The organism is Mesorhizobium sp. M0239 (genome assembly GCF_040321815.1).
In the GTDB taxonomy this organism is placed as follows: domain Bacteria; phylum Pseudomonadota; class Alphaproteobacteria; order Rhizobiales; family Rhizobiaceae; genus Mesorhizobium.
The window spans coordinates 14,733-40,796 of record NZ_JAMYSG010000007.1; the positions used below are offsets into that span (position 1 = coordinate 14,733).

The 26,064-nt window shown below is 63.0% G+C and carries 21 protein-coding genes; 13 read left to right on the forward strand and 8 right to left on the reverse strand.

Features of this window, described 5'->3' with window-relative positions; genetic code table 11:
- Positions 1 to 20: 20 nt before the first annotated feature.
- On the forward strand, positions 21 to 3,401 hold the full coding sequence (locus tag NKI99_RS08610) for a hypothetical protein (RefSeq protein ID WP_352610546.1): 3,381 nt from the start codon (positions 21 to 23) through the stop codon (positions 3,399 to 3,401).
- Between the two features lie 6 nt (positions 3,402 to 3,407).
- Here NKI99_RS08610 and tyrS read toward each other — a convergent pair whose 3' ends face one another.
- Entirely contained in the window at positions 3,408 to 4,661 is a 1,254-nt protein-coding gene (tyrS, locus tag NKI99_RS08615; protein WP_352610547.1) for a tyrosine--tRNA ligase, read from the reverse strand.
- A gap of 288 nt (positions 4,662 to 4,949) precedes the next feature.
- On the opposite strand from tyrS, the gene NKI99_RS08620 reads away from it, so the two are divergent.
- Together NKI99_RS08620 and NKI99_RS08625 are read left to right on the forward strand one after the other, a co-directional pair.
- Entirely contained in the window at positions 4,950 to 6,593 is a 1,644-nt protein-coding gene (locus NKI99_RS08620) for an ArnT family glycosyltransferase (RefSeq protein ID WP_352610548.1), read from the forward strand.
- 45 nt (positions 6,594 to 6,638) lie between these two features.
- Entirely contained in the window at positions 6,639 to 7,469 is an 831-nt protein-coding gene (locus NKI99_RS08625) for a phosphatase PAP2 family protein (protein ID WP_352610549.1), read from the forward strand.
- An 11-nt stretch (positions 7,470 to 7,480) separates the two neighbouring features.
- Here the strand turns inward: NKI99_RS08625 and NKI99_RS08630 are convergent, their stop codons facing one another.
- Together NKI99_RS08630 and NKI99_RS08635 are read right to left on the reverse strand one after the other, a co-directional pair.
- On the reverse strand, positions 7,481 to 8,131 hold the full coding sequence (locus NKI99_RS08630; protein ID WP_352440138.1) for an FMN-binding negative transcriptional regulator: 651 nt from the start codon (positions 8,129 to 8,131) through the stop codon (positions 7,481 to 7,483).
- A 21-nt stretch (positions 8,132 to 8,152) separates the two neighbouring features.
- On the reverse strand, positions 8,153 to 8,827 hold the full coding sequence (locus tag NKI99_RS08635; RefSeq protein ID WP_023669128.1) for an alpha/beta hydrolase: 675 nt from the start codon (positions 8,825 to 8,827) through the stop codon (positions 8,153 to 8,155).
- 236 nt (positions 8,828 to 9,063) lie between these two features.
- Here NKI99_RS08635 and NKI99_RS08640 point away from each other — a divergent pair, with 236 nt between their 5' ends.
- From NKI99_RS08640 to sufA, 7 genes are all read left to right on the forward strand, one after another.
- On the forward strand, positions 9,064 to 10,227 hold the full coding sequence (locus NKI99_RS08640; protein ID WP_352610550.1) for a cysteine desulfurase family protein: 1,164 nt from the start codon (positions 9,064 to 9,066) through the stop codon (positions 10,225 to 10,227).
- 186 nt (positions 10,228 to 10,413) lie between these two features.
- Positions 10,414 to 11,931 (forward strand): Fe-S cluster assembly protein SufB, encoded by a 1,518-nt coding sequence (gene sufB, locus NKI99_RS08645; RefSeq protein WP_352610551.1) that lies wholly within the window; start codon positions 10,414 to 10,416, stop codon positions 11,929 to 11,931.
- A gap of 27 nt (positions 11,932 to 11,958) precedes the next feature.
- Positions 11,959 to 12,714, forward strand: coding sequence for a Fe-S cluster assembly ATPase SufC (sufC, locus tag NKI99_RS08650; RefSeq protein ID WP_023810312.1), 756 nt, complete (start codon positions 11,959 to 11,961; stop codon positions 12,712 to 12,714).
- Positions 12,715 to 12,739: 25 nt separating this feature from the next.
- A complete protein-coding gene (gene sufD / locus NKI99_RS08655) occupies positions 12,740 to 14,008 on the forward strand; it encodes a Fe-S cluster assembly protein SufD (RefSeq protein ID WP_352610552.1) in 1,269 nt (422 codons plus the stop codon).
- A 4-nt stretch (positions 14,009 to 14,012) separates the two neighbouring features.
- Positions 14,013 to 15,257: a cysteine desulfurase gene (locus NKI99_RS08660; RefSeq protein ID WP_352610554.1), complete on the forward strand. Its 1,245-nt coding sequence runs from the start codon at positions 14,013 to 14,015 to the stop codon at positions 15,255 to 15,257.
- A gap of 21 nt (positions 15,258 to 15,278) precedes the next feature.
- Positions 15,279 to 15,671 carry an SUF system Fe-S cluster assembly protein gene (locus NKI99_RS08665; RefSeq protein WP_136618766.1) on the forward strand — a complete coding sequence of 131 codons (393 nt, stop codon included), beginning with the start codon at positions 15,279 to 15,281 and terminating at the stop codon, positions 15,669 to 15,671.
- A 103-nt stretch (positions 15,672 to 15,774) separates the two neighbouring features.
- Positions 15,775 to 16,155, forward strand: a complete 381-nt coding sequence (gene sufA / locus NKI99_RS08670) for a Fe-S cluster assembly scaffold SufA (RefSeq protein ID WP_352610556.1) — start codon at positions 15,775 to 15,777, stop codon at positions 16,153 to 16,155.
- Between the two features lie 247 nt (positions 16,156 to 16,402).
- Here sufA and NKI99_RS08675 read toward each other — a convergent pair whose 3' ends face one another.
- Entirely contained in the window at positions 16,403 to 16,900 is a 498-nt protein-coding gene (locus tag NKI99_RS08675; RefSeq protein WP_352610558.1) for a GFA family protein, read from the reverse strand.
- A gap of 91 nt (positions 16,901 to 16,991) precedes the next feature.
- Between NKI99_RS08675 and NKI99_RS08680 the strand changes: the two genes are divergently transcribed.
- Positions 16,992 to 17,315 carry a TfoX/Sxy family protein gene (locus NKI99_RS08680; RefSeq protein ID WP_352610559.1) on the forward strand — a complete coding sequence of 108 codons (324 nt, stop codon included), beginning with the start codon at positions 16,992 to 16,994 and terminating at the stop codon, positions 17,313 to 17,315.
- A gap of 204 nt (positions 17,316 to 17,519) precedes the next feature.
- On the opposite strand, the gene NKI99_RS08685 is transcribed toward NKI99_RS08680, so the two are convergent.
- Positions 17,520 to 18,437, reverse strand: a complete 918-nt coding sequence (locus NKI99_RS08685) for a pseudouridine-5'-phosphate glycosidase (RefSeq protein WP_352610561.1) — start codon at positions 18,435 to 18,437, stop codon at positions 17,520 to 17,522.
- Between the two features lie 75 nt (positions 18,438 to 18,512).
- Positions 18,513 to 19,457 (reverse strand): carbohydrate kinase family protein, encoded by a 945-nt coding sequence (locus NKI99_RS08690; RefSeq protein ID WP_352610562.1) that lies wholly within the window; start codon positions 19,455 to 19,457, stop codon positions 18,513 to 18,515.
- A 280-nt stretch (positions 19,458 to 19,737) separates the two neighbouring features.
- Here NKI99_RS08690 and recA point away from each other — a divergent pair, with 280 nt between their 5' ends.
- Both recA and alaS read left to right on the forward strand, forming a co-directional pair.
- A complete protein-coding gene (gene recA, locus NKI99_RS08695; protein WP_023810321.1) occupies positions 19,738 to 20,838 on the forward strand; it encodes a recombinase RecA in 1,101 nt (366 codons plus the stop codon).
- 298 nt (positions 20,839 to 21,136) lie between these two features.
- Complete coding sequence (gene alaS / locus NKI99_RS08700; protein ID WP_352440144.1) at positions 21,137 to 23,803, forward strand: alanine--tRNA ligase; 2,667 nt, start codon at positions 21,137 to 21,139, stop codon at positions 23,801 to 23,803.
- 227 nt (positions 23,804 to 24,030) lie between these two features.
- On the opposite strand, the gene NKI99_RS08705 is transcribed toward alaS, so the two are convergent.
- Positions 24,031 to 24,666 carry a glutathione S-transferase family protein gene (locus NKI99_RS08705; RefSeq protein WP_352440145.1) on the reverse strand — a complete coding sequence of 212 codons (636 nt, stop codon included), beginning with the start codon at positions 24,664 to 24,666 and terminating at the stop codon, positions 24,031 to 24,033.
- A gap of 12 nt (positions 24,667 to 24,678) precedes the next feature.
- Positions 24,679 to 25,890: an NADP-dependent isocitrate dehydrogenase gene (locus NKI99_RS08710; RefSeq protein WP_127321786.1), complete on the reverse strand. Its 1,212-nt coding sequence runs from the start codon at positions 25,888 to 25,890 to the stop codon at positions 24,679 to 24,681.
- Between the last annotated feature and the right edge of the window lie 174 nt (positions 25,891 to 26,064).

The following is a 26,064-nucleotide window of genomic DNA, read 5'->3' on the forward strand; positions in this document are numbered from 1 at the left end:
TTCGTACAACGGAAAATTGCGTGGATCAGGAGCGACCGCAGCACGAGAAGATCCGGTTCAGGCGTGATGAGATCACCGACCTGGGGACCTTTCCGTCCGCCTGCCGTGTGCCGCCGCTCGGTCAGGCGTCGATCGGACGCGGTTTTCGCATCCTGTCGCGACTGTTCGCCGGTCTGGTCGCTTTCGTGCTGCTGGCCGCCATGCTCGTTTATCTGGTTGGCGCCTCCGGCATCGGAGCCGACCGGCTTCGCACCGAGGCGGAAACGGCGCTCGAGAAACTGGCGGGCGTCGATGTCAATGTCGCGGTCGGGCCTGCCCGCATCACGCTCGACGGTTCGAGTTTCATCGCGCTCCAGGTCAGCGACGTCAGCTTGAAGACATCGGACGGCAAGCCGATGGCCGATGCCGGCCGCGTGCGCTTCGGCGTGCGTCTGTTCCCGCTGCTGTGGGGAGATGTGCGGCTGACCAGCGCCAGGATCTCGGATGCCCGCATCGTCGTGGCTGCGATGCCGTCCGGCGGCGACTGGACCGCCGGCCTGCGCAATGCGGACGGCCTCATCGATCCGGAGAAGCTGTCCGCTGCGGTGTTCGGAAACATCAACCACGCACTCGATGCCGTGCGGGAGGATTCGCTGCGCCGGATCGACCTTCGCAATGTCGAATTCGTGCTGCCCGAAACCGGAGCGATCAAGCTCGTCAAGCTCACCGACGCCACCGTCGTGCAGTCAGGCCCGGGCGGCATGCAGTTCTCGTCCACGGCGGACATCGACGGCAGGACGGCTACCGTTGCCGCTTCCGCCTCCCGCGATATCGCGGCGCACCGCGTCACGGCACTGGATGCGAGCGTCGATCTGGCCGATACCGGCGACATGGCGGCCGCTGCCGGCAAGCTGGGAACCGTCGCGCTGAAGCTGACGGGATCGGAAGGGTTCGGCGCGAACGCATCGCGGCTGACGGCCGCTTTGTCGTCGACGGGTTCTGTCCTTGATCTCGGCACGCGAGGACTGCTGCCGGCGGACGTCGATATCAATGCGACGCTGGTTGCGGGCAGCAACAAGATCCAGGTCGACAGATTGCTGCTGAAGACCGGCCGCTCGACATTCGATTTCGCCGGGTCGATCGGGCCGAAGCCGGCAAGCGGAGCGGTGGGTGAAGAACCCTCCTATCGCTACGACCTGACCAGCGACGGGTCGTCGCTTGCGCCTTCGGAGTCGCCCGAGCCGGCGCTCACCTTCCTCGCCCGGATTGCCGGGGTCTACAATACGGTGAGCCACAAACTGGTCGCCGAGCAGATCGCGCTCCGGTCCGCCGGCTCCGGCGAGATGCTTGGCACCGCCGCCGTGGCGTTCGTCGACGGCAAAGTGCCGGGGATCAATCTGGCGTTCAACATCCACGACATGCAGGTCTCTCACGTCAAGCAGCTATGGCCGTGGTTTTCGGCGCGCAATGCCCGGCTGTGGGTGCTGGCCAATCTGTTCGGCGGCCGTGTTGTCGACGCCAACCTTCAGTTCCAGGTTGTGCCGGGCCGGCTTGGCAACGGCGTGCCGCTTTCGGCCGATGAGGTGTTCGGCCGCTTCCAGATCGAGGGATCGCGCTTCGACACCGCCGGCCGCATCCCGCCGATACGCGACGCGGTCGGTGTCGTCGGTTTCCACGGCAACGATGTCGATATCTCCCTGTCCTCGGGCACCGTCTACATGCCCAGCGGCCGCACCGTGGCGGCCAGCAACGGCACGCTGACGGTCAAGGCGGCCAACCGCCCGCCGGTCGTCGGCGCGCTCGATATCGACGTCGACGGCGAAGCGTCGGCCGTCGCCGAACTCGCATCCTACGAGCCGATCAACGCCATGCGCCATGTCGGCATTCTGCCGGAAGACCTGTCGGGCAGCGTCACCGGCCACGTCAAGGCTGATATTCCGCTGCAGTCGGGCGTCGACAGTTCGAAGCTCGATTGGCTGGTGTCGCTCGACTACACCGGTATGTCCTTGGCCAAGCCCTTCGAGGGCCAGATCGTGACGGATGCCGACGGTTCGATCACGGTCGATCCGGAGAAGGCGGTGATCTCCGCCAAGGCATTGCTGAACGGCATTCCGGCCGAACTCGATCTGGTAGAGCCGCTCGCGGATGACGGGCCGGCGCGCAGCCGCAAGGTGGCTCTGGTGCTTGACGACAAGATCCGCGCCGCCGCCATGCCCGGCCTGAAGCCGCTGCTTGCCGGAACGGTAAAGGTGGCGATCGACAAGAACGGCAGCGGCGACCAGAACGTCTCGGCCGACCTGACCAACGCCAGGCTGGACATTCCCTGGGCGGGCTGGAGCAAGGGGGCAGGGGTCCCCGCCAAGGTCACCTTCGTCATGACCAGGTCCGGCGAGACCATGACGCTGTCCGATTTCGACCTCGACGGAAAGACGTTCTCCGTCGACGGCAGCATCGTGCTGGTCAATGGCGCCTTGTCGTCGGCGCGGTTCAGCAAGGTCACCTTGAACAGGGGCGACGACGTTGCCGTGTCGGTGAAGCGGTCCGGCAAGGGCTATGCGGTCGACATATCGGGCAACGCGCTCGATGCCCGCTCGCTCATCAAGCAGTTCACTTCGGACGTCGACACGGCTACCAAGACCACCGGTTCCGATGCCATTTCCGTCAGCGCCGATGTCGACCGGCTGACCGGTTTCCACGACGAGCAATTGTCCAATCTGAAGCTCGACTACAGCGCGGCCGGCTCGCGGGTGAACGGGCTGAAGGTCAGCGCCACGGCCAGTTCAGGTGCGGCCATATCAATCAGCAACACCACCGGCGCCGGCCGGCGCACGCTCAACATGCAGTCCGCCGACGCCGGCGCCATTCTGAGATTCCTCAACATCTACGAGCATATGGAAGGCGGCGCGATCACGCTCGCACTGGCCGGGCCGAGCGACGGATCGCTCAAGGGCAAGGTCGACACCAGCAACTTTTTCGTCGTCAACGAACCGAAACTCGCCTCCATCGTCTCGACCACGCCGGCCGGCGACAACCGCAGCCTCAATCAGGCGGTCAAGGGCAAGCTGGACACATCGCGGGTGAAGTTCGAACGCGGCTACGCCGAGATCGACAAGGGCAGCGGCTATCTGAAACTGGCCAATGGCGTGCTGCGCGGACCGCGCATCGGGACGACGTTCCAGGGCACGCTCTACGACCAGAACAACAACATGGACATGACCGGCACGTTCATGCCGGTCTATGGCCTCAATCGCATCTTCGGCGAACTGCCCATCGTTGGCGCGCTGCTCGGCAATGGTCGCGACCGTGGCCTGATCGGTGTCACTTACCGGCTCAAGGGCAATGCCAACAAGCCGCTGCTGGACATCAATCCGCTGTCGGTGATCGCGCCTGGAATATTCAGGTCGATCTTCGAGTACCGGTGATCGAGTTCAGACTGGCCGCACCAGAATGTGTTTTTTCTTTCCCAAAGACAGCTTTGCGATGTTTTCCGGACTCAAATCCTTTGATGTCACCAGGCGGCGCTCGTCGCTCACCGGCTCGTCGTTCAGGCGCACGGCACCGCCCTGCACATGCCGCCGCGCTTCGCCGTTCGATGCCGCCAGTCCGGCAGTGACCAGCAGCGACAGGATACCGACGCCGGTTTCAAGCGCCGTTTTGTCGACCTCGACGGTCGGTAGCGACTCCGCGAGCGCGCCTTCCTCGAACGTCTTGCGCGCCGTATCGCTGGCTTGCTCGGCGGCTGCACGGCCGTGCAGCAGGGCGGTGATCTCGGTGGCGAGGATCTTCTTGGCCTCATTGATCTCGGATCCGCCGAGCTGTTCGAGCCGCGCCACCTCGTCCAGCGGCAGCGTCGTGTAGAGCTTCAGGAAGCGGGCGACGTCGGCATCCTCGGTGTTGCGCCAGTACTGCCAGAATTCGTAGGGGCTCAGCATCTCCGCATCGAGCCAGACCGCGCCCGAAGCCGACTTGCCCATCTTGGCGCCCGACGAGGTGGTGAGCAGCGGCGTCGTCAGCGCATAGAGCTGCGCATCCTCCATGCGGCGGCCGAGATCGATGCCGTTGATGATATTGCCCCACTGGTCGGAGCCGCCCATCTGCAGGCGGCAGCCGAGACGCTTGTAGAGCTCGACGAAATCATAGGCCTGCAGGATCATGTAGTTGAATTCGAGGAACGACAGCGACTGCTCGCGATCGAGCCGCAACTTGACGGAATCGAACGCCAGCATGCGGTTGACGGAAAAGTGACGGCCGACATCGCGGAGGAAATTGACGTAGTTGATCTCCATCAGCCAGTCGGCGTTGTTGACCATGATGGCGTCGTTCGGACCGCTGCCGAATTTGAGGTAGGGCATGAAGTTGCGGCGGATGCCGGCTAGATTGTCTTCGATGTCCTGCGGGGTCAAAAGCTTGCGCGCCTCGTCCTTGAAGGACGGGTCGCCGATCATCGAGGTGCCGCCGCCCATCAACGCGATCGGCCGATGACCCGTCTGCTGCAGCCAGTGCAGCATCATGATCTGGATCAGCGAGCCGGCGTGCAGGCTCTTGGCGGTGGCGTCGAAGCCGATATAGGCCGTCACCGTCTCCTTGGCGAAGATATTGTCGAGGCCGGCATCATCCGAAGTCTGGTGGATGAAACCGCGCTCGCTCATCGTGCGCAGGAAATCGGATTTGAAGGCGGACATTGTTTCTTTCCCGAAAGCGCCGGCCGCTGTGGCTCGGATGTGCATGAACGCGGGCGTTTAGCATCCAAGCGCGATCAGCAAAAGTGGTTTCCGGTTTTGCGTCTGATCGCGCGCCAGACAAAGGTCCAGCGATCAGCAAAAGCGGGTTCCTGTTTTGGTGCCCACGCGGATGGCGTTTGCGAATCCTTGCTTCGTCGTTTGGGCTGGCGTATTGAGGCGCCGCGCAGGGGCAGGGCCTGAGGCGCCGCGACGGGGCCATCCCGCAGATCAGATCCGGAAAGCTCCGCGATGAACAGGAACTATCTCTTTCTCTTTCTGTTCAGCGTGCTGATGACATTCAGCGGACTGGCGAGCCTTCCACCCGTCGACCGGGACGAATCCCGTTTTGTCCAGGCCACCAAGCAGATGGTCGAAACCTCCGACTATGTCGACATCCGTTTTCAGGATGCCTCGCGCTACAAGAAGCCGATCGGCATCTACTGGCTGCAATCGGCGGCCGTGGCGCTGAGCGGCGAGGGGGCGGCGGCGCCGATCTGGGTCTACCGCCTCGTCTCCATGCTTGGCATTGCCTTGGCCGTCGTCGGCATTGCCTGGACAGGCACCAAGCTGTTCGGGGCCAATGCCGGTCTCGCCGCCGGCCTGATAATGGCGGCTATCTTCGCCACAGCCTTCGAGGGCCGTGACGCCAAGACCGACGCCATGCTGCTGGCCTGCTGCGTGGCGGCGCAAGGCGCGCTCGCCCAGATTTATCTGGCATCGCGCCGCAACGAACCGGTGGCCGCCCATTTGCCGTGGATCTTCTGGGCGGCTCAAGGCCTCGGAATCCTTATCAAGGGGCCGGTGGCTCCGCTCCTGTCGGTGCTGACGGTCGCCGCCCTGTTTGCCTTCGAGCGCGACTGGCGCTGGCTCCTGAAGCTGAAGCTCGTGCGCGGTGTCGCTCTGGTGGTGCTCATCGTGTTGCCCTGGGTGGCCCTCATCACCTGGAAGAGCGGCTGCGCCTTTCTCAGTGATGCCGTCGGCAAGGACATGATGGCCAAGGTCGCCTCGGGCGAGGAATCGCACGGCCTGCCGCCGGGCTTCTACATGCTGACCTATTCCTTGTTCATGTGGCCGTTCGGTCTGATCGCGGTCGGCGCCGGGCTGCAGGCCCTCAACCGTCTGCGCGACGATCCGCGGTTGCGTTTCTGCCTGGCCTGGTACATTCCGTTCTGGCTGGTGTTCGAGCTGATCCCGACCAAGCTGCCGCACTATGTCCTGCCGGCCTATCCCGGCATGGCGCTGCTGATCGGCTGGCTGCTGACCTTGCCGCCGCAGGAGGCGAATGCGCCGCTCAGGCGCTGGCAGGATTGGTTGTGGTGGTCGACCGCATTCGGTCTTGCCGTGGTCAGCCTTGGCCTGGCGGCGGTCTGCGTCGGAGCGCCGATCTACCTCACCGGCACCTTCTCCTGGTGGAGCATTCCGGCCGCCGCGGCAGCACTGGGGGCGGGCTACCTTGCCTTCTCGCGGGAGTTGCAGGTTCCGCTTCCTCGCATCGGCGCCGTCGCGGCTTGCGCGGGCATCACCTATGGGCTGTTGTTCGGCGTCATCGCGCCTTCGCTGAAGCCGATCTGGCTGAGCCCGGCGATCGAGGCGGCGTTCCAGGCCAACAGGCCTTGCGACACCACGGTGCTCGCTTCGGCGGAATATCACGAGCCGAGCCTGGTGTTCCTGGTCGGCACCAAGACCGTCCTGACCGATGTCGATGGCGTCGCCAAGCATCTGCTCGGCGATCCTGCCTGCGCCCTGGCGCTGGCGCAGGTCGGCGACGAGCAGAAACTGAATGGGCTGCTGGCGGCGCAAGGCAAGTCGGCGAACCGCGTTGCCGAGGTCGACGGCCTCAACTATTCATCGGGAGACAAGCTGTCGCTCGGCCTCTATCGTGTAACCCAGTGACGGCTCGCCGATGCCCATGACGGCAACAATGGGGTCGAATTTCCTATGCTGGTGAAATCACGCCCGCCCGTTTCGAGCCTGCTCCTTGGGGTAGGGCGCCGGTCGCTCGACAATTTTCGCGATACGATGCAGATCGCCAAAAGCCGCCTTGCCACCCGTCCGGCCAGATACCCGAACGTTTTGTGGTCGGTCTGGGTGCTGGTCTGGATTTTGCTGACGGCGGCAGCGTTTGTTCGTCTCGACACTCCGGCCGGAATGCTTCACGGCAAGTGGTCGGCGGGATTTGCCCGGACTGCCGACTTTTTCACCCAGTTCGGCCTGGGTGGCTGGTATCTCATTCCGTCGGCGCTTCTGCTTGTCGCCGCGAACCTGACGGATTGGCGAAGCCTCTCCCGGCGCTCGCTGATGCTCCTCTACAACTGGACCTGCCTGGCTTTTCTGGTGCTGTGCGCCACCGGCCTGTCGGGAATCGCCGTCAATGTGCTGAAATATGCGATTGGCCGGGCTCGCCCGCTCTATTACGAGGACTTTGGCGTGCTTACCCTGCACCCCTTCGCTTTCGATGCGCGCTTCGCCGGCTTTCCATCCGGCCATGGTACGACGATGGGCGCGGTGTTCGGGGTCGCTTTGCTGTTGTTTCCGCGGCGCTGGTACATCGCCCTGGCGATCACTGCCTGCATCGCCTCGACCCGTATCTTCGTTGGCGCGCACTATCCCAGCGACACCGTCGCCGGCTTCGGCCTTGGCTGCGGTTTCGCGCTGGCCTGCGGGCTGGTCTTTGCCCGGCTCGGCTTCATCTTCCGGCCGATGCCTTCGGGACTGCCGGTCCGCAAGACAACGTTTTGGCTGATCGGACCGACAAGGAAGGCTGCCTGAGCATCCGAAGTTCAGTTGCCGTCCAGCCCGCCATAGGATCTGACTAGGCCGGCCATGCCGGGCGACTGGTGGTCTTCGCTTTCCAGCCCTTGGGCAACGCCGACGCGATCGGCCACAGGCCGGTTCTGGCTGACCTTCCACTTGCCGTGGATTTCGCTGATCTCGATTTCCAGCCCGATAATGCCTTTGATCTGCGACTGGATGAACGGCTCCGGCGCGTCGGTCACTGCCCAGGGCGCTTGGCGAGCGCCTTCCTGCGACGCCGTCAGATCGGCGATCTGCTGCGCCAGCCAATCCTGGTCATCCATCACCTTGACTGTGCCGCGAACCTGCACGATGGCATAATTCCAGGTCGGCACCACCTTGCCGGTCTCGCGCTTGGTCTCGTACCAGGACGGCGTCACATAGGCATCGCTGCCCTGGAAGACGATCAATACCGGTGAAGCCGGATTGTCGGCCAGCAGGCGCCATTGCGGGTTGGCCCGCGCCAGATGGGCGCGCAGCCTGCCGTTAGGCCCGATTTCCGCGTCGAGCAGGAACGGGACAGCGTTGGCGACCGGCCCATCGGACCCGTTGGAAATCAACAGGCCCAGCGGATGCGTCCGGATCAGCCCGTGCAGGATTTCCGGCCGCGTTTCCCTGAAATGAGGAGGCTCGTACATCGCCGTCCGTTCTTTTCTTGTTTATCTCAGCCGCTTCGGACGCGGATCCGACAATTCGCCGGCCAGCCGGCGGTCGAGATAGTCGGCGCATTCCTCGAGCAGCAGGTCGGCATCGTTGGCGAAGAAATGGTTGGCGCCGGGCAACGTCTTTTGCGTGATGGTGATGCCCTTCTGCGTGTGCAGCTTGTCGACCAGGCCCTGCACATCCTTCGGCGGCGCCACCTTGTCGGCATCGCCATGGATGATCAGGCCCGATGACGGGCAGGGCGCCAGGAACGAGAAATCATAGGTGTTGGGCTGCGGCGCGATCGAGATGAAGCCTTCGATCTCCGGCCGGCGCATCAGAAGCTGCATCCCGATCCAGGAGCCGAAGGAGTAGCCGGCGACCCAGCAGCTCTTGGAATCGGGATGCAGCGACTGCACCCAATCCAGCGCCGCGGCGGCATCCGACAACTCGCCGGTGCCGTGGTCGAATTCGCCCTGACTGCGGCCGATGCCGCGGAAATTGAAGCGCAGCGTGGTGAAATCCCGCTTCTGGAACATGTAGAAGAGGTCGTAGACGATCTTGTTGTTCATCGTGCCGCCGAATTGCGGATGCGGGTGCAGGACGATGGCAATCGGCGCGCTTTTTTCCTTGGAAGGCTGATAGCGACCCTCCAGGCGGCCGGCAGGACCGGTGAAAATGACCTCAGGCATAAAATACTCCACTTGGTAATACGAACGCGCGGTGCCTGGAACGTTTCCTCTGGCCTTGACGCAGGGCGAGCGTCTTCTTAGAAGCTAGTTTAGAATTGTTCAAAACTGGGTGGCAAGACATCGAGCCCGGCCACCCGCGCCGCAAGCCGCGTAAATAGGACGGCTCGCCTTGGAATTTCAAGGAAATAACGCCATACGACATCGGAATGGCTTCTGACGGGACTTGACGGACGAAAATGGCCGCAAAACGCGCCTATCTCGATTATAATGCCAGTGCGCCGCTGCTTGCCGCGGCCCGCGAGGCTATGGTCGCGGCGCTTGACGTCGCCGCCAATCCGTCATCGGTTCACGCCGAGGGGCGTGCGGCCCGCCGCCTGATCGAGACCGCCAGGCGTGACGTGGCGGCGCTCGTCAACGCCAAGGCGGAGCATATCGTGTTCACCTCCGGTGCGACGGAAGCAGCCTCGACGCTGCTGTCACCAGACTGGCGGATGGGGCGCGGCACCGTGCGCATGAGCCGGCTTTACGTGTCCGAGGCCGATCATCCCTGCCTGTTGAATGGCGGACACTTCCCGGCAGCGCAGGTTACCCGGATCGGTGTCGACGCCAACGGCATCGCCGATCTCGGCGCCTTGGCATCGGTGCTCGGCGGTCATGACAAGAGCGAAGGCCTGCCGCTGGTCGCCATCCACACCGCCAACAACGAAACCGGCGTCATCCAGCCGATCGATCGCATCGCCGGGATTGTCAAGGCGGCGGGCGGTATCCTCATTGTCGACACCGTGCAGGCCGCCGGGCGTGTTTCGATCGATCTATCAGCTGGTTACGCCGATTATCTGATTCTGTCCTCGCACAAGATCGGCGGTCCCAAGGGCGTCGGCGCCATGGTCGCGGCTTCGGATCTGATGATGCCGAAGCCGCTGGTCACTGGCGGTGGCCAGGAAAAGGGCCATCGCGGCGGCACTGAAAACCTCGCTGCCATTGCCGGTTTTGGCGCGGCCGCCCGCGAGGCCCTTGCCGGATTGCCGGCCATGGATGCGGTGCGCCGGCGCCGCGACGAGATCGAGGCCATCGTGAAAACGCTGGTGCCGGACGCGGAAATCTTCGGAACCGGTGCGCCAAGGCTTGCCAATACGGCATTCTTCGCTATTGCGGGCGTCAAAGCCGAAACCGCGCAGATCGCCTTCGATCTGGCCGGTGTGGCGCTGTCGGCCGGCTCTGCCTGTTCGTCTGGCAAGGTCGGACCGAGCCATGTGCTGAAAGCCATGGGATACGGCGACAGTCTCGGCGCCTTGCGGGTGTCCATCGGACCGGCGACCGGCGCGGAAGACGTTGAGCTTTTCCGCACCGCGCTTGCGGGTATTGCCGCACGTAGGGCGGATAGAGAACGGGCCGCGTAGCGGTTGGACGAATTTGGGCCTTTCGGCCTGGTAGAGCCGTGCGTTTCATGCTGGCCGGGTGAATTCCCGGTCGAAGCGCACTATATTAAACTTACGCCGCCGCGAGCACCTCTTGGGGTTCGGTTTTGGCGGTGCCATAGTTTGAAAACTGTCGGGCCTTGACCCCGGCGTGGATGGAGAACGCATATGCCTGCTGTGCAGGACACGATCGATCGGGTCCGAAAGATCGACGTCGACCAATACAAATACGGATTCCAGACCGAAATCGCGATGGACAAGGCCCCCAAGGGCCTCAGCGAAGACATCATCCGTTTCATTTCGGCCAAGAAGGACGAGCCGTCCTGGATGCTGGAATGGCGTCTGGAAGCGTATCGCCGCTGGCTGACGCTTGACGAGCCGACCTGGGCGCGCGTCCACTATCCGAAGATCGATTTCCAGGACATCTATTTCTATGCGGCGCCCAAGAGCACGCCCGGCCCGACCTCGCTCAGCGATGTCGATCCCGAACTCTTGAAGGTCTATGAAAAGCTCGGCATTCCGCTGCGGGAGCAGGAAATCCTTGCCGGTGTGCAGAAGACCGATGCCTCGGAGCTCGAGGAGGTCAGCGATAACGTCTACAAATCGGGCCGCGTCGCTGTCGACGCCGTGTTCGATTCCGTCTCCGTCGTCACCACCTTCAAGAAGGAGCTGGCGCAGGCCGGCGTCATTTTCTGTTCGATCTCGGAAGCCATCCGCGAGCATCCGGAGCTGGTGCAGAAGTATCTCGGTTCGGTCGTGCCGACCTCCGACAATTACTACGCGACGCTGAACTCCGCCGTGTTCACCGACGGCTCCTTCGTCTTCGTGCCCAAGGGCGTGCGCTGCCCGATGGAGCTGTCGACTTATTTCCGCATGAACGAGAAGAACACCGGCCAGTTCGAGCGCACATTGATCATCGCCGAGGAGGGGGCTTACGTCTCTTATCTCGAGGGCTGCACGGCCCCGCAGCGCGACGAGAACCAGCTGCATGCCGCGGTGGTCGAGCTGGTGGCGCTCGACGATGCCGAGATCAAATATTCGACGGTGCAGAACTGGTACCCCGGCGACGCCGAGGGCAAGGGCGGCATCTACAATTTCGTCACCAAGCGCGGCGACTGCCGGGGTGACCGCTCGAAGATCTCGTGGACGCAGGTGGAGACCGGCTCGGCCATCACCTGGAAATATCCGAGCTGCATCCTGCGTGGCGACGATTCCCAAGGCGAATTCTATTCGATCGCCGTGTCGAACGGTTATCAGCAGGTCGATAGCGGCACCAAGATGATCCATCTTGGCAAGAACACGTCGAGCCGCATCATCTCCAAGGGTATCGCCGCCGGCTACTCGCAGAACACCTATCGCGGCCAGGTCTCGGCGCATCGCAAAGCGACCAACGCCCGCAATTTCACCAACTGCGACTCGCTGCTGATTGGCGACCAGTGCGGCGCGCACACCGTGCCCTACATGGAAGCCAAGAATTCGACGGCGCAGTTCGAGCACGAAGCGACGACGTCGAAAATTTCCGAGGACCAGAAATTCTACGTCATGCAGCGCGGCATCCCGGAAGAGGAAGCGATCGCGCTGATCGTCAACGGCTTCGTCAAGGACGTGATCCAGCAACTGCCGATGGAATTCGCGGTCGAAGCACAGAAGCTGATCGGGATTAGCCTTGAGGGCTCGGTCGGCTGACCGGATATATATTCAGGAAACGAAAAAATGCTTGAAATCAGAAACCTGCACGCCCGCATCGTCGATGACGGCACCGAGATCATCCGTGGCTTGAACCTGACGGTGAAAGCCGGCGAGGTCGCCGCGATCATGGGGCCGAACGGCTCGGGAAAATCGACGCTGTCCTACATCCTCGCCGGCCGCGAGGACTATGAGGTGACCGAAGGCGACATCCTCTACAACGGCCAGTCGATCCTCGAAATGGATCCGGCCGAGCGCGCCACGTCAGGCATTTTCCTCGCCTTCCAGTATCCGATGGAGATACCGGGCGTTGCGACCATGGAATTCCTGAAAGTGGCGATGAACGAGCAGCGCAAGGCACGTGGCGAGGAGCCGCTGAAGATCCCGGAATTCCTGAAGCGCGTGAAGGAAGCCGCCGCCTCGCTCAGCATGGACATGGCGATGCTCAAGCGGCCGCTCAATGTCGGCTTCTCCGGCGGCGAGAAGAAGCGCGCCGAGATCCTGCAGATGAAGCTGCTGGAGCCGAAATTGTGCGTGCTCGACGAGACTGATTCCGGCCTCGACATCGATGCGCTGAAGATCGTTTCCGACGGCGTCAACGCGCTGCGCGCGCCGGACCGGGCGTTCCTGGTCATCACCCACTACCAGCGCCTGCTTGAGCACATCGTGCCCGACACCGTGCACGTGCTCTACAAGGGCCAGGTCATCAAGTCAGGCGACAAGTCGCTGGCGCTCGACCTGGAAGCCAATGGCTATGCCGGCGTGATCGGCGAAGCCGCGTGAGATGCCAGAGGGCAAGGTCAAACTAATGAATATGCACGCACAGCCCCAGCGGACACCGGCCGAGACAGCGTTGATCGACGCGTTCGGCGACCGATTGTCGCTGCTGCCGGGCGACGGCGCGGTGATGCTGAAGCGCGACGACGCCATCGAGACGATCAAGCACGGCCTGCCGACGCGGCGCGTCGAATCCTGGCACTATACCGACCTGCGGCGGTTGCTGAATACCGTGCCGGACTTCGACCCGGCCGCCATGGCTAAAGCCATCGCACCGATCGTCGAGGGTTCTGCCGTGGTGTCGATCCTGAACGGCAAGTCCGACGCGAAGGTGCCTGTCCTTGAAGGCGTCACCTTCCAGCGCCTTTCGGAAAAGCTGGTCGACGGCAGCATCGCACCGGGGCTCGATCCCTATGGCAGCGACGACGCAATCGGCGCGCTGAACACGGCTTTCGTCGCCGACGGGTATTTTGTCGACATCGCCGATGGTGTGGAACTTGAAAAGCCGATCGAACTGCAGAACCTGCAGGCCGGCGGCCAGACGCATGTGCGCCTGCCCGTGCGCGTCGGCGCCGGCGCCAAGGCCGTCATCGTCGAACGGCAGACGGGTGATGGCGCTGCCTTGAGCAGCTCGGTCAGTCAGATCGTGCTCGACGAGGGCGCCGAGGTGACGTGGCTGGTCGTCCAGGAGCAGCCGGAAACGGCGACGCATCTGGCGCAGTTCAAGGCCCATATCGGCAAGAATGCGAAACTGACGCTGTTCGTCATGAACGCCGGCGGCAAGCTCGTGCGCCAGGAGATCATGGTCAGGACGACTGGCGAAGGCGCCGATTTCAAGCTTCGCGGCATCAACCTGCTGGCCGGCGACACCCACACAGACGTGACCATGGTGCTCGACCACGCCGTGCCGCACACGACCTCTACGGAAGTGATCCGCAATGTGGTGACGGGCAAGGCGCGCGGTGTGTTCCAGGGCCGCATCAACGTCCATCAATATGCGCAGAAGACCAACGCGAAGATGGCCTGCAACACGCTGTTGCTGTCGGACGATGGCGAGTTCTCGACCAAGCCCGAGCTTGAAATCTTCGCCGACGACGTGATTTGCGGCCACGGCGCGACGGTGACCGAGATCGACCACAACCATCTGTTCTACCTGATGGCGCGCGGCGTCGACGAGAAAAGCGCGCGGGGGTTGCTCGTGAAGGCCTTCGTCGCGGAGGTGATCGAGGAACTGGACGACGAAGCGATCGTCGAGGCGCTGGAAGCGCGGCTCGACGACTGGTTCGTGGCACACGGGTGACCTGATGAACGCTCCAGGCAAGATCGGAGATTTCTACGACGTCGAAGCGATCCGCCGCGATTTCCCGATCCTGTCGCGGGAAGTCTATGGCAAGCCGCTGGTCTATCTCGACAATGGCGCCTCGGCACAGAAGCCGCAGGCGGTGCTCGACGCCATCCAGCACGCCTATTCCCAGGAATATGCCAACGTCCATCGCGGCCTGCACTTCCTCTCCAATGCGGCGACCGACGCATATGAAAAGGCGCGGGAAACGGTGCGCCGTTTCCTCAACGCGCCGAGCACCGACAACATCGTCTTCACCTCGAACACGACGTCGGCCATCAATACCGTCGCCTATGGCTATGGCATGCCCAACATCGGCGAGGGCGACGAGATCGTGCTGTCGATCATGGAGCACCACTCTAACATCGTTCCCTGGCATTTCATCCGCGAGCGGCAGGGCGCGAAACTCGTCTGGGTGCCGGTCGACGATCTCGGCGTCTTCCACATCGAGGAATTCGAGAAGCGCCTGACCGACCGCACCAAGCTGGTCGCCATCACACAGATGTCGAATGCGCTGGGCACGGTGACGCCGATCAAGGAGATCGTGCGCATTGCGCATTCGCGTGGAATTCCCGTCCTTGTAGACGGCAGCCAGAGCGCCGTGCATATGCCGATCGATGTGCAGGATCTCGACTGCGACTTCTTCGTCTTCACCGGCCATAAGGTCTACGGCCCCTCGGGCATCGGCGTGCTCTACGGCAAGAAGGACATTCTCCAGGGCATGCGCCCCTTCATGGGCGGTGGCGAGATGATCGAGGAGGTGACGGAAGACATCGTCACCTACAACGAGCCGCCGCACCGTTTCGAAGCCGGCACGCCGCCGATCGTCCAGGCGATCGGGCTGGGTGCTGCGCTCGACTATATGGAAAAAATCGGCCGCGAGCGCATTGCCGCCCATGAGGAAGACCTCAAGAACTACGCGCATGAGCGGCTGCGCGCCATCAATTCGCTGCGCATCTTCGGCGATGCGCCCGGCAAGGGCGCCATCATCTCGTTTGAGCTGCAAGGCATTCATGCGCATGACGTGTCGATGGTGATCGACAGGCAGGGCGTTGCTGTCCGCGCCGGCACCCATTGCGCCCAGCCGCTGTTGAAACGCTTCGGCGTAACCTCCACATGCAGGGCATCGTTCGGCATGTATAATACCAGGGCCGAAGTCGACGCTTTGGCCGAGGCGCTCGAAAAAGCGCGCAAATTCTTCGGATGATGATTTTTTTGGGTGACGACCATGGATGATGTGAGCATCGCAGCCGAGACCACTCCGGAAACAGCGCCCAATGCGCTGGTTTCGGGATCGGCCATTCCAGCCGACGAGCTGGCGCGGCTGACCGACGACATCGTCTCGGCGCTGAAGACCGTCTACGATCCGGAAATCCCAGCCGATATCTACGAGCTCGGCCTGATCTACAAGATCGACATCGAGGACGACCGGTCGGTCAAGATCGACATGACCCTGACCGCTCCCGGCTGCCCGGTCGCCGGCGAAATGCCCGGCTGGGTGGAAAACGCCGTCGGCGCTGTCGAAGGCGTGTCCGGCGTCGAGGTCAACATGACTTTCGACCCGCCCTGGTCGGCCGACCGCATGTCGGAAGAGGCGCAGGTGGCGGTGGGCTGGTACTAGCGCGACAGAGGCTGGTGCACTTGCGCCAGGGATAAAACTTCACCATTTTAGGTGAGGAATCATTCGGCAGGCCTTGAACCTGCATGGAATGGAAGGAAAACGAATGGGACGCTTCGCCGTCATCACGATGACCGAAAAGGCCGCCGACCGGGTGCGCGAGATTGTGGCCACCCGCGACAGGGCGCACGGCATCCGCCTCGGCATCAAGAAGGGCGGCTGCGCCGGCATGGAATATACGGTCGATCTGGTGACCGAGCCCAACACCAAGGACGACCATATCGAGCGCGATGGCGCGCATGTCTATGTGGCGCCCGAGGCAGCGCTATTCCTGTTCGGCACCGAGATGGATTTCGAGCAGACGACGCTGCGCACTGGCTTCACATTCCGCAATCCGAATCAGAGTTCGGCCTGCGGCTGCGGTGAGTCCGTCGAGTTGAAGCCGGCGGACCTCAAGGCGCTGGCAGAAGCACGCGCCTCGGCCTGATCTTCCAGCCCCGTAAGCGGCAGGGGTGATCGCATATGACTGGCTTGCGCTCTACGAATACCCCCACCCTTAATCCCTCCCCACAAGGGGGAGGGAGACTCGGTAGGCGCTGATTCCGCAAATCCCCGAGGTTTCGACGCCAAAAGGATGGCGCGCGGCAGCGTTCCCTCCCCCTTTTGGTTAGGGTGGGGGTCCTCTTCGTAAAAACCCATATGCAATCGCCCCGCCGTAAACGGGGTGAAGGACGCTAATCCACCCACATGCCCGTCCGCTTGTGCCAGTCGGCGATCGATTCCTCGGGATAGGCGTCGAAGACCTTGTCATGCTTGCCAACCACCGGCTCCACCCAGTTCGCCTTGTATTTCAGCATCAGGTGCACCTTGGTTGGCGGAATGGGTAAATCGCTGTCGATCGCCGAGGCGAAGGGATGCACCAGTTCCGGCCATGTCGGGTCGTAGAGCCAAAGGGCCGCCCCGCATTTCTTGCAGAAATTGCGCTCGCCGGTCGAGATTTCGCAATGCGGATGCTCGTCGTCCTCGATCTCCGCCCGAAAGACGCCGAGGCTGCGCTTGCCCCTGATGTTCAGTGTTTCGTTGTTCGCACCGAGATTGATGGCAAACCCGCCGCCGCCCTGCTGCTTGCGGCAGATCGAGCAGTAGCACAGCATGAATGGCGCCGGCGTGTGGCTCTCCACCTCGAAACGCACGGCATTGCAGCGGCAGGACCCTTTGAGCAGGACGGGCATGGCGGGAAACTCCGATCGACCTCACACAACCTGTCAGCATGATTTTGGTTGCGGCGATGACAAGGCCAAACGCCGGTGACATGATCGCGGCATGGACAATGAACGCATCGCCGAACTGTTCGAGGGCCTCGGCCCTGTCAGCATCCGAAAACTGTTCGGCGGCAAGGGCATCTATTTCGACGGTGTCATCGTCGCCATCGTGCTGCGCGGTGAGTTGATGCTGAAGGCCGACGAGCAAAGCGCGCCCGAGTTCGAGGCCGCCGGCTGCACGCAATGGACCTATACCGGCTCGCGCCACGGCAAGCTGGTCGCCATGCCCTACTGGGGCGTTCCAGATAGCGCGTTTGATGATCCCGACGAGATGGCGGCCTGGGCACGGCGGGCCTATGAGGCGGGGCGGCGGGCGGGGAAGTGATGCCAGCCTTGGGACGGTCGAGGGACAGCACCCCCCTCTGGCCTGCCGGACATCTCCCCGCAAGGGGGGAGATTGGCGGTTTCACCGTCTGCCTGCTTTTTTCAACGTTGAAGATTGGCAGAGGCGTTGACGACATTCGATCTCCCCCCTTGCGGGGGAGATGTCCGGCAGGCCAGAGGGGGGTGCTGTCCCGCCGACGTTGGCTTACAGCGCCTTCGCAATCCTCGCCGCCAGCCTGGCATTGTTTTCCACCAGCGCGATGTTGGTCTTCAGGCTCCTGCCGCCGGTCAGTTCGAGGATTTTCGACAGCAGGAAGGGTGTCACCGCCTTGCCGGTGACATGTTGTGCTTCTGCGGCCTTTTGCGCGGCGTCGATATAGCCCGCCATCTCCTCAGCCGGGATTTCATGGTTTTCCGGCACAGGATTGGCGATCAGCATGCCGCCGGCGAGCCCCAGCGCTGCCCTCGTCTGGTAGAAATGCGCGATCTCTTCCGGCTCGTGCAAGGTCAGCGGCGCGCGGAACGGCGACTGCCGCGACCAGAAGGCTGGCATCGTCTCGCAGCCATGGCCGATCACCGGCACGCCGCGTGTTTCCAGCACCTCCAGCGTCTTTTCGATGTCGAGGATCGCCTTGGCGCCGGCCGAGACGACGATGACCGGGGTGCGCGCCAGCTCGTCGAGATCGGCGGAAATGTCAAAACTCTTTTCGGCGCCCTTGTGCACGCCGCCGATGCCGCCGGTGGCGAACACTTTTATGCCGACCATATGCGCCGCGATCATCGTGGCGGCGACCGTGGTGCCACCGGTGCGCCCTTGCGCCACGGCAAAACCGAGATCGGCGCGCGACAGCTTCATGGCGTCGCCCGTCATCGCCAGCGATTCGCGCTCGCCGTCCGAAAGCCCGATCTTGATGCGGCCGCCAACCACGGCGATGGTCGCCGGCACGGCGCCGCCGTCGGTGATGATCTTTTCGACATCGGCCGCCATGGCGCCATTGTCGGGGTAGGGCATGCCATGGGTGATGATGGTGCTTTCCAGCGCCACCACCGGCCGCCCGGCAGCCAGGGCCTGCGCCACCGGCGCGTGGATGTCGATGAATGGGCGGGCGGTCTCAGGGGTCATCAGGGTCTCCAATCCGGAATGCGGCGCGTCCGTCGGGACATCAGGCAACATCGTGGCACTATGAATTTGCCGGTCTCATGCCACTTCCCTGGCATCCGGCACAAGAGCCAACGCTTCCGCGAAGCTCGCCGCGGTGAACTCCGGAACGGCGTTGGCGCTTTCGATGGCAAGCGTCGCCCCGGCAATGCCTTCGCGCAGAGCTGCCCGCAGCGGCAGGCCACGCAGCAAGGCAGCAACCGTAGCGCCCGCCAGCGCATCGCCAGCGCCGGTGACGTCAGCGACCTTTCTTGGCGGCGGCGGCAGGATCGAGAAGGCGCTGGCTTCATCGAAGCCCAGCATGGGCTCGCTGCCCGCCGTCACCACGCCGCTGACAAGGCCGCTGCATCGCAACCCGTCGACGACCTCGCGCTCCGTGGCAGTCGCGGCGACGCCGGCCAGCACCATGGCCTCGCGCCGGTTCATGAAGACGAGCGAGAGCTCCTTCAGCACCGGTATCAGCCGCACCACCTTGGCCGGCGAGATGGCAATGGCGAAAATCGGCTTGCCCGCGGCGAGCGCCACCAGCCGTTCCAGCGCCGAAGAGGGCAGATTGGCGTCGCACAGGATCGCATCGGCGCCAGCGATCACCTCCCGCACCTTGGAGCGCCTGATCTGCTTGGGAAACGCCAAATCATAGAGCGCCATGTCGGCAAAGCCGACGATCAGCTCGCCCTCACTGTCGATCAGCGCCGTGTAGCTCGGCGTCGTGCGGTCGAGGAAGACCGCCGACAGGTCGGTAATGCCTGCCTCGGCGATGGCTCGCGAAACGGTGTCGGCAGCGGCATCGCCGCCGCGAACCGACATGAGCGACGCGGAGACGCCGCGCCGCACGGCGCTGCGCAAAGCGTTGAAGACGCCGCCGCCGACATCCTCGCGCATCGTGCCGGGATTGGAGGCAGCCGGCACGTAAGCGCCGGACACCTGGCCGCGCCGGTCGATATGGGCGCCGCCTACGGCCAGTATTTTCGTGGATTTCAGCATGTCGGCGATATGACCTTTGTTATTCCAGCCGCACAAGCGCTAGGCTGCGCGACGGAGCTTCGCATGCAAGGCGGCGATTCGGCAGATCGAAACAACCGAGCCGTCTGGCCCAACGTGTGGTGCATCCCTGATCGAATCCTTGGACAAAAAAAGAACAAATCCGGATATTGTTTGTTTTTCAGATATTTGACCCCTCTTGCCAAATGAGAACAAAAAAGGTACAAATAGGCAGGGATTACGGATTGTCCGGCCTTCATTGACGACCAAGGGGTGATGTATCATGGCTCAGAATTCTTTGCGGCTGGTAGAGGACAAGGCAGTGGACAAATCAAAGGCTCTGGATGCGGCGCTGTCGCAAATCGAGCGGGCTTTCGGCAAGGGCTCGATCATGCGGCTCGGCGCCAACGATCAGGTCGTCGAGATTGAAACGGTGCCGACCGGCTCGCTTGGCCTAGACATCGCGCTTGGTGTTGGTGGCTTGCCGCGCGGCCGCATCATCGAGATCTACGGGCCGGAAAGCTCGGGCAAGACGACGTTGGCGCTGCACACCGTTGCGGAAGCCCAGAAGAAGGGCGGCATCTGCGCCTTCGTCGATGCCGAGCATGCGCTCGATCCGGTCTATGCCCGCAAGCTTGGCGTTGATCTCGAAAACCTCCTGATCTCGCAGCCCGACACCGGTGAGCAGGCGCTGGAAATCTGCGACACGCTGGTGCGCTCCGGCGCCATCGACGTGCTGGTGGTCGATTCGGTCGCGGCGCTGACGCCACGCGCCGAAATTGAAGGTGAGATGGGCGATTCGCTGCCCGGCCTGCAGGCCCGCTTGATGAGCCAGGCGCTGCGCAAGCTGACCGCGTCGATCTCGCGCTCCAACACCATGGTCATCTTCATCAACCAGATCCGCATGAAGATCGGCGTCATGTTTGGTTCGCCCGAGACCACGACGGGCGGCAACGCGCTGAAATTCTACGCTTCGGTGCGTCTTGACATCCGCCGCATCGGCTCGATCAAGGACCGCGACGAGGTTGTCGGCAACCAGACCCGCGTCAAGGTGGTCAAGAACAAGCTGGCGCCGCCCTTCAAGGTGGTCGAATTCGACATCATGTTTGGTGAGGGCGTGTCCAAAACCGGCGAACTGGTCGATCTCGGGGTCAAGGCCGGTATTGTCGAGAAGTCTGGCGCCTGGTTTTCTTATAATTCGCAGCGTCTCGGCCAGGGCCGCGAAAATGCCAAGCTGTTCCTTCGTGACAATCCCGACACGGCACGCGAGATCGAGTTGTCGATCAGGCAGAATGCCGGGCTGATCGCCGAGAAATTCCTCGAGAATGGCGGCCCTGAGCGCGGCGAAGACGACGGTTTCGAGGAAGAATCCGGCGCCATGTAACAGCTTCGTGCGCGATGCCGGCCGGAGTTCGGCCATAATCGCGTTCTATTATCTCAGGCTTATGTAATTGAGTTCCGCGTTATTGCGTTTCGAAACCGCCGGCCCAGTGCCGGCGGTTTTGCGTTTCGGCAGCGAAAACAGGCCGGTTCGAACGGCCGGCAAAGGCCGTGGATTGGACCAATTCCGTGTTTCTGGACAGGGTGAGGCGCGGCGGCTAAAAGGCCAAGTCCTAATCTTCTAAAAACGCAGAGCCCATTTCCGCCGGTTTGCCGGCGGCTCTTCCGAAAAGGCAGCATTCATGAGTGGCGTGAACGAGATCCGGTCGACATTTCTCGACTACTTCCGCAAGGAGGGTCACGAGATCGTCGCGTCGAGCCCGCTGGTGCCGCGCAACGATCCGACACTGATGTTCACCAACGCCGGCATGGTGCAGTTCAAGAATGTCTTCACCGGTTTGGAGAAGCGGCCCTATTCGCGCGCGTCGACAGCCCAGAAGAGCGTGCGCGCCGGCGGCAAGCACAACGATCTCGACAATGTCGGCTACACTGCGCGCCATCTGACCTTCTTCGAGATGCTCGGCAATTTTTCCTTTGGCGACTATTTCAAGGAGCGAGCCATCGAGCTTGCCTGGAACCTGATCACCAGGGAGTTCGGGCTGAACAAGGACAAGCTGCTGGTCACCGTCTATCATACGGACGACGAGGCGGCCGGTTTCTGGAAGAAGATCGCCGGGTTTTCCGACGACCGCATCATTCGCATCGCGACATCGGACAATTTCTGGGCGATGGGCGATACCGGCCCGTGCGGTCCGTGTTCGGAGATCTTCATCGACCGCGGCGAGCACATCTGGGGTGGTCCTCCCGGCAGCCCGGAGGAAGATGGCGACCGTTTCCTGGAATTCTGGAACCTGGTGTTCATGCAGTATGAACAGGTGACGAAGGAGGAGCGGATCGACCTGCCGCGCCCCTCGATCGACACCGGCATGGGCCTGGAGCGCATGGCGTCCATCCTGCAAGGGGTGGAAAGCGTCTTCGAGACCGATCTGTTCCGCCACCTGATCGACGCCGCCTCGTCCGCGATCGGGCATGGTCCCGACAAGGAGACTGTCGCGTCCTACCGGGTCATTGCCGATCATCTGCGCTCGTCCTCCTTCCTGGTCGCCGATGGCGTGCTGCCTTCGAACGAAGGCCGTGGCTATGTCCTGCGTCGCATCATGCGCCGCGCCATGCGTCATGCGCAGTTGCTCGGTGCCAACGAACCGCTGATGTGGAAGCTGGTGCCGGCGCTGGTGCGCGAAATGGGTCAGGCCTATCCGGAACTGCTGCGCGGCGAACAGTTGATCACCGAGACGCTGAAGCTCGAGGAGACCAGGTTTCGCAAGACGCTGGTGCGCGGCCTCGGCCTGCTTTCGGAGGCGACCGAAACGCTTCATGCCGGCGACATGCTGGACGGCGAGACGGCCTTCAAGCTCTACGACACCTATGGCTTCCCGCTCGATCTGACGCAGGACGCGCTGCGCCAGCGCAGCATCTCTGTCGATCTTGCCGGCTTCACCAATGCGATGGAGCAGCAGAAGGCCGAGGCGCGCAAGCACTGGGCTGGGTCCGGCGACGCGGCGACCGAGACCATCTGGTTCTCCGTGCGCGAGAAGGCCGGCGCCACCGAGTTCCTCGGATATGAGACTGAAGCTGCCGAAGGCATCATCCAGGCGCTGGTCAGGGACGGCAAGACCGTCGACAGCGCCGGCAAGGGTGACGCAGTGGCGATCGTCGTCAACCAGACGCCGTTCTATGCCGAGTCCGGCGGCCAGATGGGCGACACCGGCGTTATTTCAGGCGAGGGCTTCTCGATCGAGGTTTCCGATACGCAGAAAAAGGCCGACGGGCTGTTCGTGCATATCGGCAAGGTTGCCAGCGGCACGGTCAAGACGGGCGCCGCCGTCGAACTGAAGGTAGATCATGCGCGCCGCTCCAGGTTGCGCGCCAACCATTCCGCGACGCATTTGATCCATGAGGCGCTGCGCGAGGTGCTGGGCAGCCATGTCGCGCAGAAGGGCTCGCTGGTGGCGCCCGAGCGCCTGCGCTTCGACATCTCGCACAACAAACCCATTTCATCGGAGGACCTCGAAGAGGTCGAGCGCATGGCCAACGAGATCGTCGTGCAGAACAGCCCGGTGTCCACGCGCCTGATGTCGGTCGACGATGCCATTGCCGAAGGCGCCATGGCGCTGTTTGGCGAGAAGTATGGTGACGAAGTGCGCGTCGTGTCCATGGGCACCGGGGTGCACGGCGCCAAGGCCAACCGGCCCTATTCGGTCGAGCTCTGCGGTGGCACGCATGTCCGGGCGACCGGCGATATCGGCCTGGTGCGTGTCGTGTCGGACAGCGCGGTCGCCGCCGGCGTGCGCCGCATCGAGGCGCTGACCGGCGAAGCCGCGCGCAAACATCTCGACGAGCAGGACCGGCGTTTGAAGGCGACGGCGGCCGTGCTCAAGATTTCGCCGGCCGATGTGCCGGCGCGCGTCGAGACGCTGCTCGAAGAGCGCAAGAAGCTCGAGAAGGAATTGACCGAGGCGCGCAAGAAGCTGGCGCTGGGCGGGGGATCGTCAGCCGATGCTCCAGCCGCCAATGAGACGGTCGCCGGTGTCGGCTTCCTCGGCAAGACGGTCTCCGGTGTCTCGCCGAAGGATTTGAAGCCGCTGGCCGATGCCGGCAAGAGCTCGCTCGGCTCCGGCGTCGTCGTCTTCGTCGGCGCCGGCGAAGACAACAAGGCAAGCGTCGTGGTGGCCGTCACCGACGACCTCATCGGCCGCTTCAGCGCCGTCGACCTTGTCCGCGTGGCCTCCGCCGCATTGGGCGGGCAGGGCGGCGGCGGGCGGCCCGACATGGCCCAGGCCGGTGGCCCCGACGCTTCCAAGGCCGATGATGCGATTGCAGCGGTGAGGGCGGCACTCGAAGCGGCGTAGGCTAGTGGGCTGAATTTATAGCAACGGTTGGAGGGCCAGCGCCCCCCTCTGTCCTGCCGGACATCTCCCCCACTTGGGGGGAGATCGGACGTCGCGTCGGCTTTCGCCAATCTCCCACGTGGAAATAAAACCGCGCCGGAATAGGCGCCTTAGCGGACGCTGCCAATCTCCCCACTCGTGGGGGAGATGTCCGGCAGGACAGAGGGGGGCGCTGTCCCGCAGGCCTCTCAATACTTATCGCGGGCTTGTTCAGTCCGCACGAAGCTCGGCCGAGCCGCAATGCGCGCATACCAGTCCTGGATGTCCGCGAACCGTGCCAACAGGCCTTGCCCTTCGGCGACATTGAGGAAATAGGCGATGATGGGTGCCGCGTGCAGGTCGGCCAGCGTGAGCTGGTCGCCGAGCAGCCACGGTCCGGGAGCCTTGAGTGAGGTAAGCACCCCGAGCACCGTTTCGGCCTGGCGCAGCCCGCTGGCGATCAGCGCCTCGTCGGGGGCCTCTTTCTCCAGCCGCTCGACGGCAACATCCCAGACCATCGCGCGATAGCCATAGGCGTCGAGCATGCCGATGATCTGGCCCATCCTGGCGCGGCCGCGCGCGTCGGCAGGCTGCAGCGTCGGCCCGTCGAACGCCTCCTCGACATAGCGCGCAATCGCGCTTGTCTCGAAGAGGCGAAACCCGTCATGCTCGAAGGCCGGGATGCGGCCGAACGGATGATGCTCGAAATACCAGGCGGGAACGCCATCGGCGGCAAAGACATCGACCGGCACAAGCTCGTAGTCGATGCCTTTTTCCGCGAGTACGAGGCGGACGATGCGTAGATAGACGCTGTACTCCGCCCCGTAGACGATGGGCTTGCCCATCTTGCTTACTTGTCAGGCCATCGCCTTCTGCAGGTTCTCGTCGATCTTGTCGAGGAAACCGGTGGTCGACAGCCAGGGCTGGTCGGGGCCGATCAAGAGCGACAGGTCCTTGGTCATGAAGCCGGACTCGACCGTCTGGATGCAGACCTTTTCCAGCGTTTCGGAGAAACGCTTCAGGTCGGCATTGTCGTCGAGCTTGGCGCGGTGCGCGAGGCCGCGCGTCCAGGCGAAGATCGAGGCGATCGAATTGGTCGAGGTTTCCTCGCCCTTCTGATGCTGGCGATAATGGCGGGTGACGGTGCCATGCGCGGCTTCGGCTTCCACGGTCTTGCCGTCCGGTGTCATCAGCACCGATGTCATCAGGCCGAGCGAGCCGAAACCCTGAGCAACCGTGTCGGACTGCACGTCACCGTCATAGTTCTTGCAGGCCCAGACATAGCCGCCCGACCATTTCAGGGCGGAGGCCACCATGTCGTCGATCAGGCGGTGCTCGTACCACAGCTTCTTCGACTTGAACTCGGCCTCGAATTCAGCCTCGTAGACCTCCTGGAAGATGTCCTTGAAGCGGCCGTCATAGGCCTTGAGGATAGTGTTCTTGGTCGACAGATAGACCGGATAGTTGCGCAGCAGGCCGTAGTTCAGCGAGGCGCGGGCAAACTCGCGGATCGAGTCGTCGAGATTGTACATGGCCATGGCGACACCGGCGCCGGGCGCGTCGTACACATCGTGCTCGATCACCTGGCCGTCCTCACCCACGAACTTGATGGTCAGCTTGCCCTTGCCGGGGAAGCGGAAATCGGTGGCGCGGTACTGGTCGCCGAAGGCATGACGGCCGACGATGATCGGCTTGGTCCAGCCGGGCACCAGGCGCGGCACGTTCTTCATGATGATCGGCTCGCGGAAGATGGTGCCGCCGAGGATGTTGCGGATGGTGCCGTTCGGCGACTTCCACATCTTCTTCAGCTTGAACTCCTCGACGCGCTGTTCGTCGGGCGTGATCGTCGCGCATTTCACGCCGACGCCGTGTTTCTTGATGGCGTTGGCCGAATCGATGGTCACCTGGTCGTTGGTGGCGTCGCGATGCTCGATGCCGAGGTCGTAATATTCAAGCTTGAGGTCGAGATAAGGGTGGATCAGCTTGTCCTTGATGAACTGCCAGATGATGCGGGTCATCTCGTCGCCGTCGAGTTCGACGACCGGGTTCGCCACCTTGATCTTCGCCATGAAAGAATGCCTCGTTGCTGGGATATGGGACGGCCTTGCCCGCGTGGCGTTGGGCCGGGAGATGTCGCCCGTATATCAAAGCGCTTTTGGCCACGCAAACGGCGATCGGTCACGAATTGGAGGCCAGAGCCGTCGTCATTTGCGAATGCTTCATTTTCCCGGCCGAATATGGCA

Coding starts and splice junctions, on each gene's coding strand:
- NKI99_RS08680 (WP_352610559.1), top strand. CDS start 16,992: ATGGACAATGAACGCATCGCCGAACTGTTCGAGGGCCTCGGCCCTGTC.
- NKI99_RS08665 (WP_136618766.1), top strand. CDS start 15,279: ATGGATGATGTGAGCATCGCAGCCGAGACCACTCCGGAAACAGCGCCC.
- NKI99_RS08635 (WP_023669128.1), bottom strand. CDS start 8,827: ATGCCTGAGGTCATTTTCACCGGTCCTGCCGGCCGCCTGGAGGGTCGC.
- sufC (WP_023810312.1), top strand. CDS start 11,959: ATGCTTGAAATCAGAAACCTGCACGCCCGCATCGTCGATGACGGCACC.
- NKI99_RS08620 (WP_352610548.1), top strand. CDS start 4,950: ATGAACAGGAACTATCTCTTTCTCTTTCTGTTCAGCGTGCTGATGACA.
- alaS (WP_352440144.1), top strand. CDS start 21,137: ATGAGTGGCGTGAACGAGATCCGGTCGACATTTCTCGACTACTTCCGC.
- tyrS (WP_352610547.1), bottom strand. CDS start 4,661: ATGTCCGCCTTCAAATCCGATTTCCTGCGCACGATGAGCGAGCGCGGT.
- NKI99_RS08710 (WP_127321786.1), bottom strand. CDS start 25,890: ATGGCGAAGATCAAGGTGGCGAACCCGGTCGTCGAACTCGACGGCGAC.
- sufD (WP_352610552.1), top strand. CDS start 12,740: ATGAATATGCACGCACAGCCCCAGCGGACACCGGCCGAGACAGCGTTG.
- NKI99_RS08630 (WP_352440138.1), bottom strand. CDS start 8,131: ATGTACGAGCCTCCTCATTTCAGGGAAACGCGGCCGGAAATCCTGCAC.
- NKI99_RS08660 (WP_352610554.1), top strand. CDS start 14,013: ATGAACGCTCCAGGCAAGATCGGAGATTTCTACGACGTCGAAGCGATC.
- NKI99_RS08640 (WP_352610550.1), top strand. CDS start 9,064: ATGGCCGCAAAACGCGCCTATCTCGATTATAATGCCAGTGCGCCGCTG.
- sufA (WP_352610556.1), top strand. CDS start 15,775: ATGGGACGCTTCGCCGTCATCACGATGACCGAAAAGGCCGCCGACCGG.
- NKI99_RS08625 (WP_352610549.1), top strand. CDS start 6,639: ATGCTGGTGAAATCACGCCCGCCCGTTTCGAGCCTGCTCCTTGGGGTA.
- NKI99_RS08685 (WP_352610561.1), bottom strand. CDS start 18,437: ATGACCCCTGAGACCGCCCGCCCATTCATCGACATCCACGCGCCGGTG.
- recA (WP_023810321.1), top strand. CDS start 19,738: ATGGCTCAGAATTCTTTGCGGCTGGTAGAGGACAAGGCAGTGGACAAA.
- NKI99_RS08705 (WP_352440145.1), bottom strand. CDS start 24,666: ATGGGCAAGCCCATCGTCTACGGGGCGGAGTACAGCGTCTATCTACGC.
- NKI99_RS08675 (WP_352610558.1), bottom strand. CDS start 16,900: ATGCCCGTCCTGCTCAAAGGGTCCTGCCGCTGCAATGCCGTGCGTTTC.
- NKI99_RS08690 (WP_352610562.1), bottom strand. CDS start 19,457: ATGCTGAAATCCACGAAAATACTGGCCGTAGGCGGCGCCCATATCGAC.
- sufB (WP_352610551.1), top strand. CDS start 10,414: ATGCCTGCTGTGCAGGACACGATCGATCGGGTCCGAAAGATCGACGTC.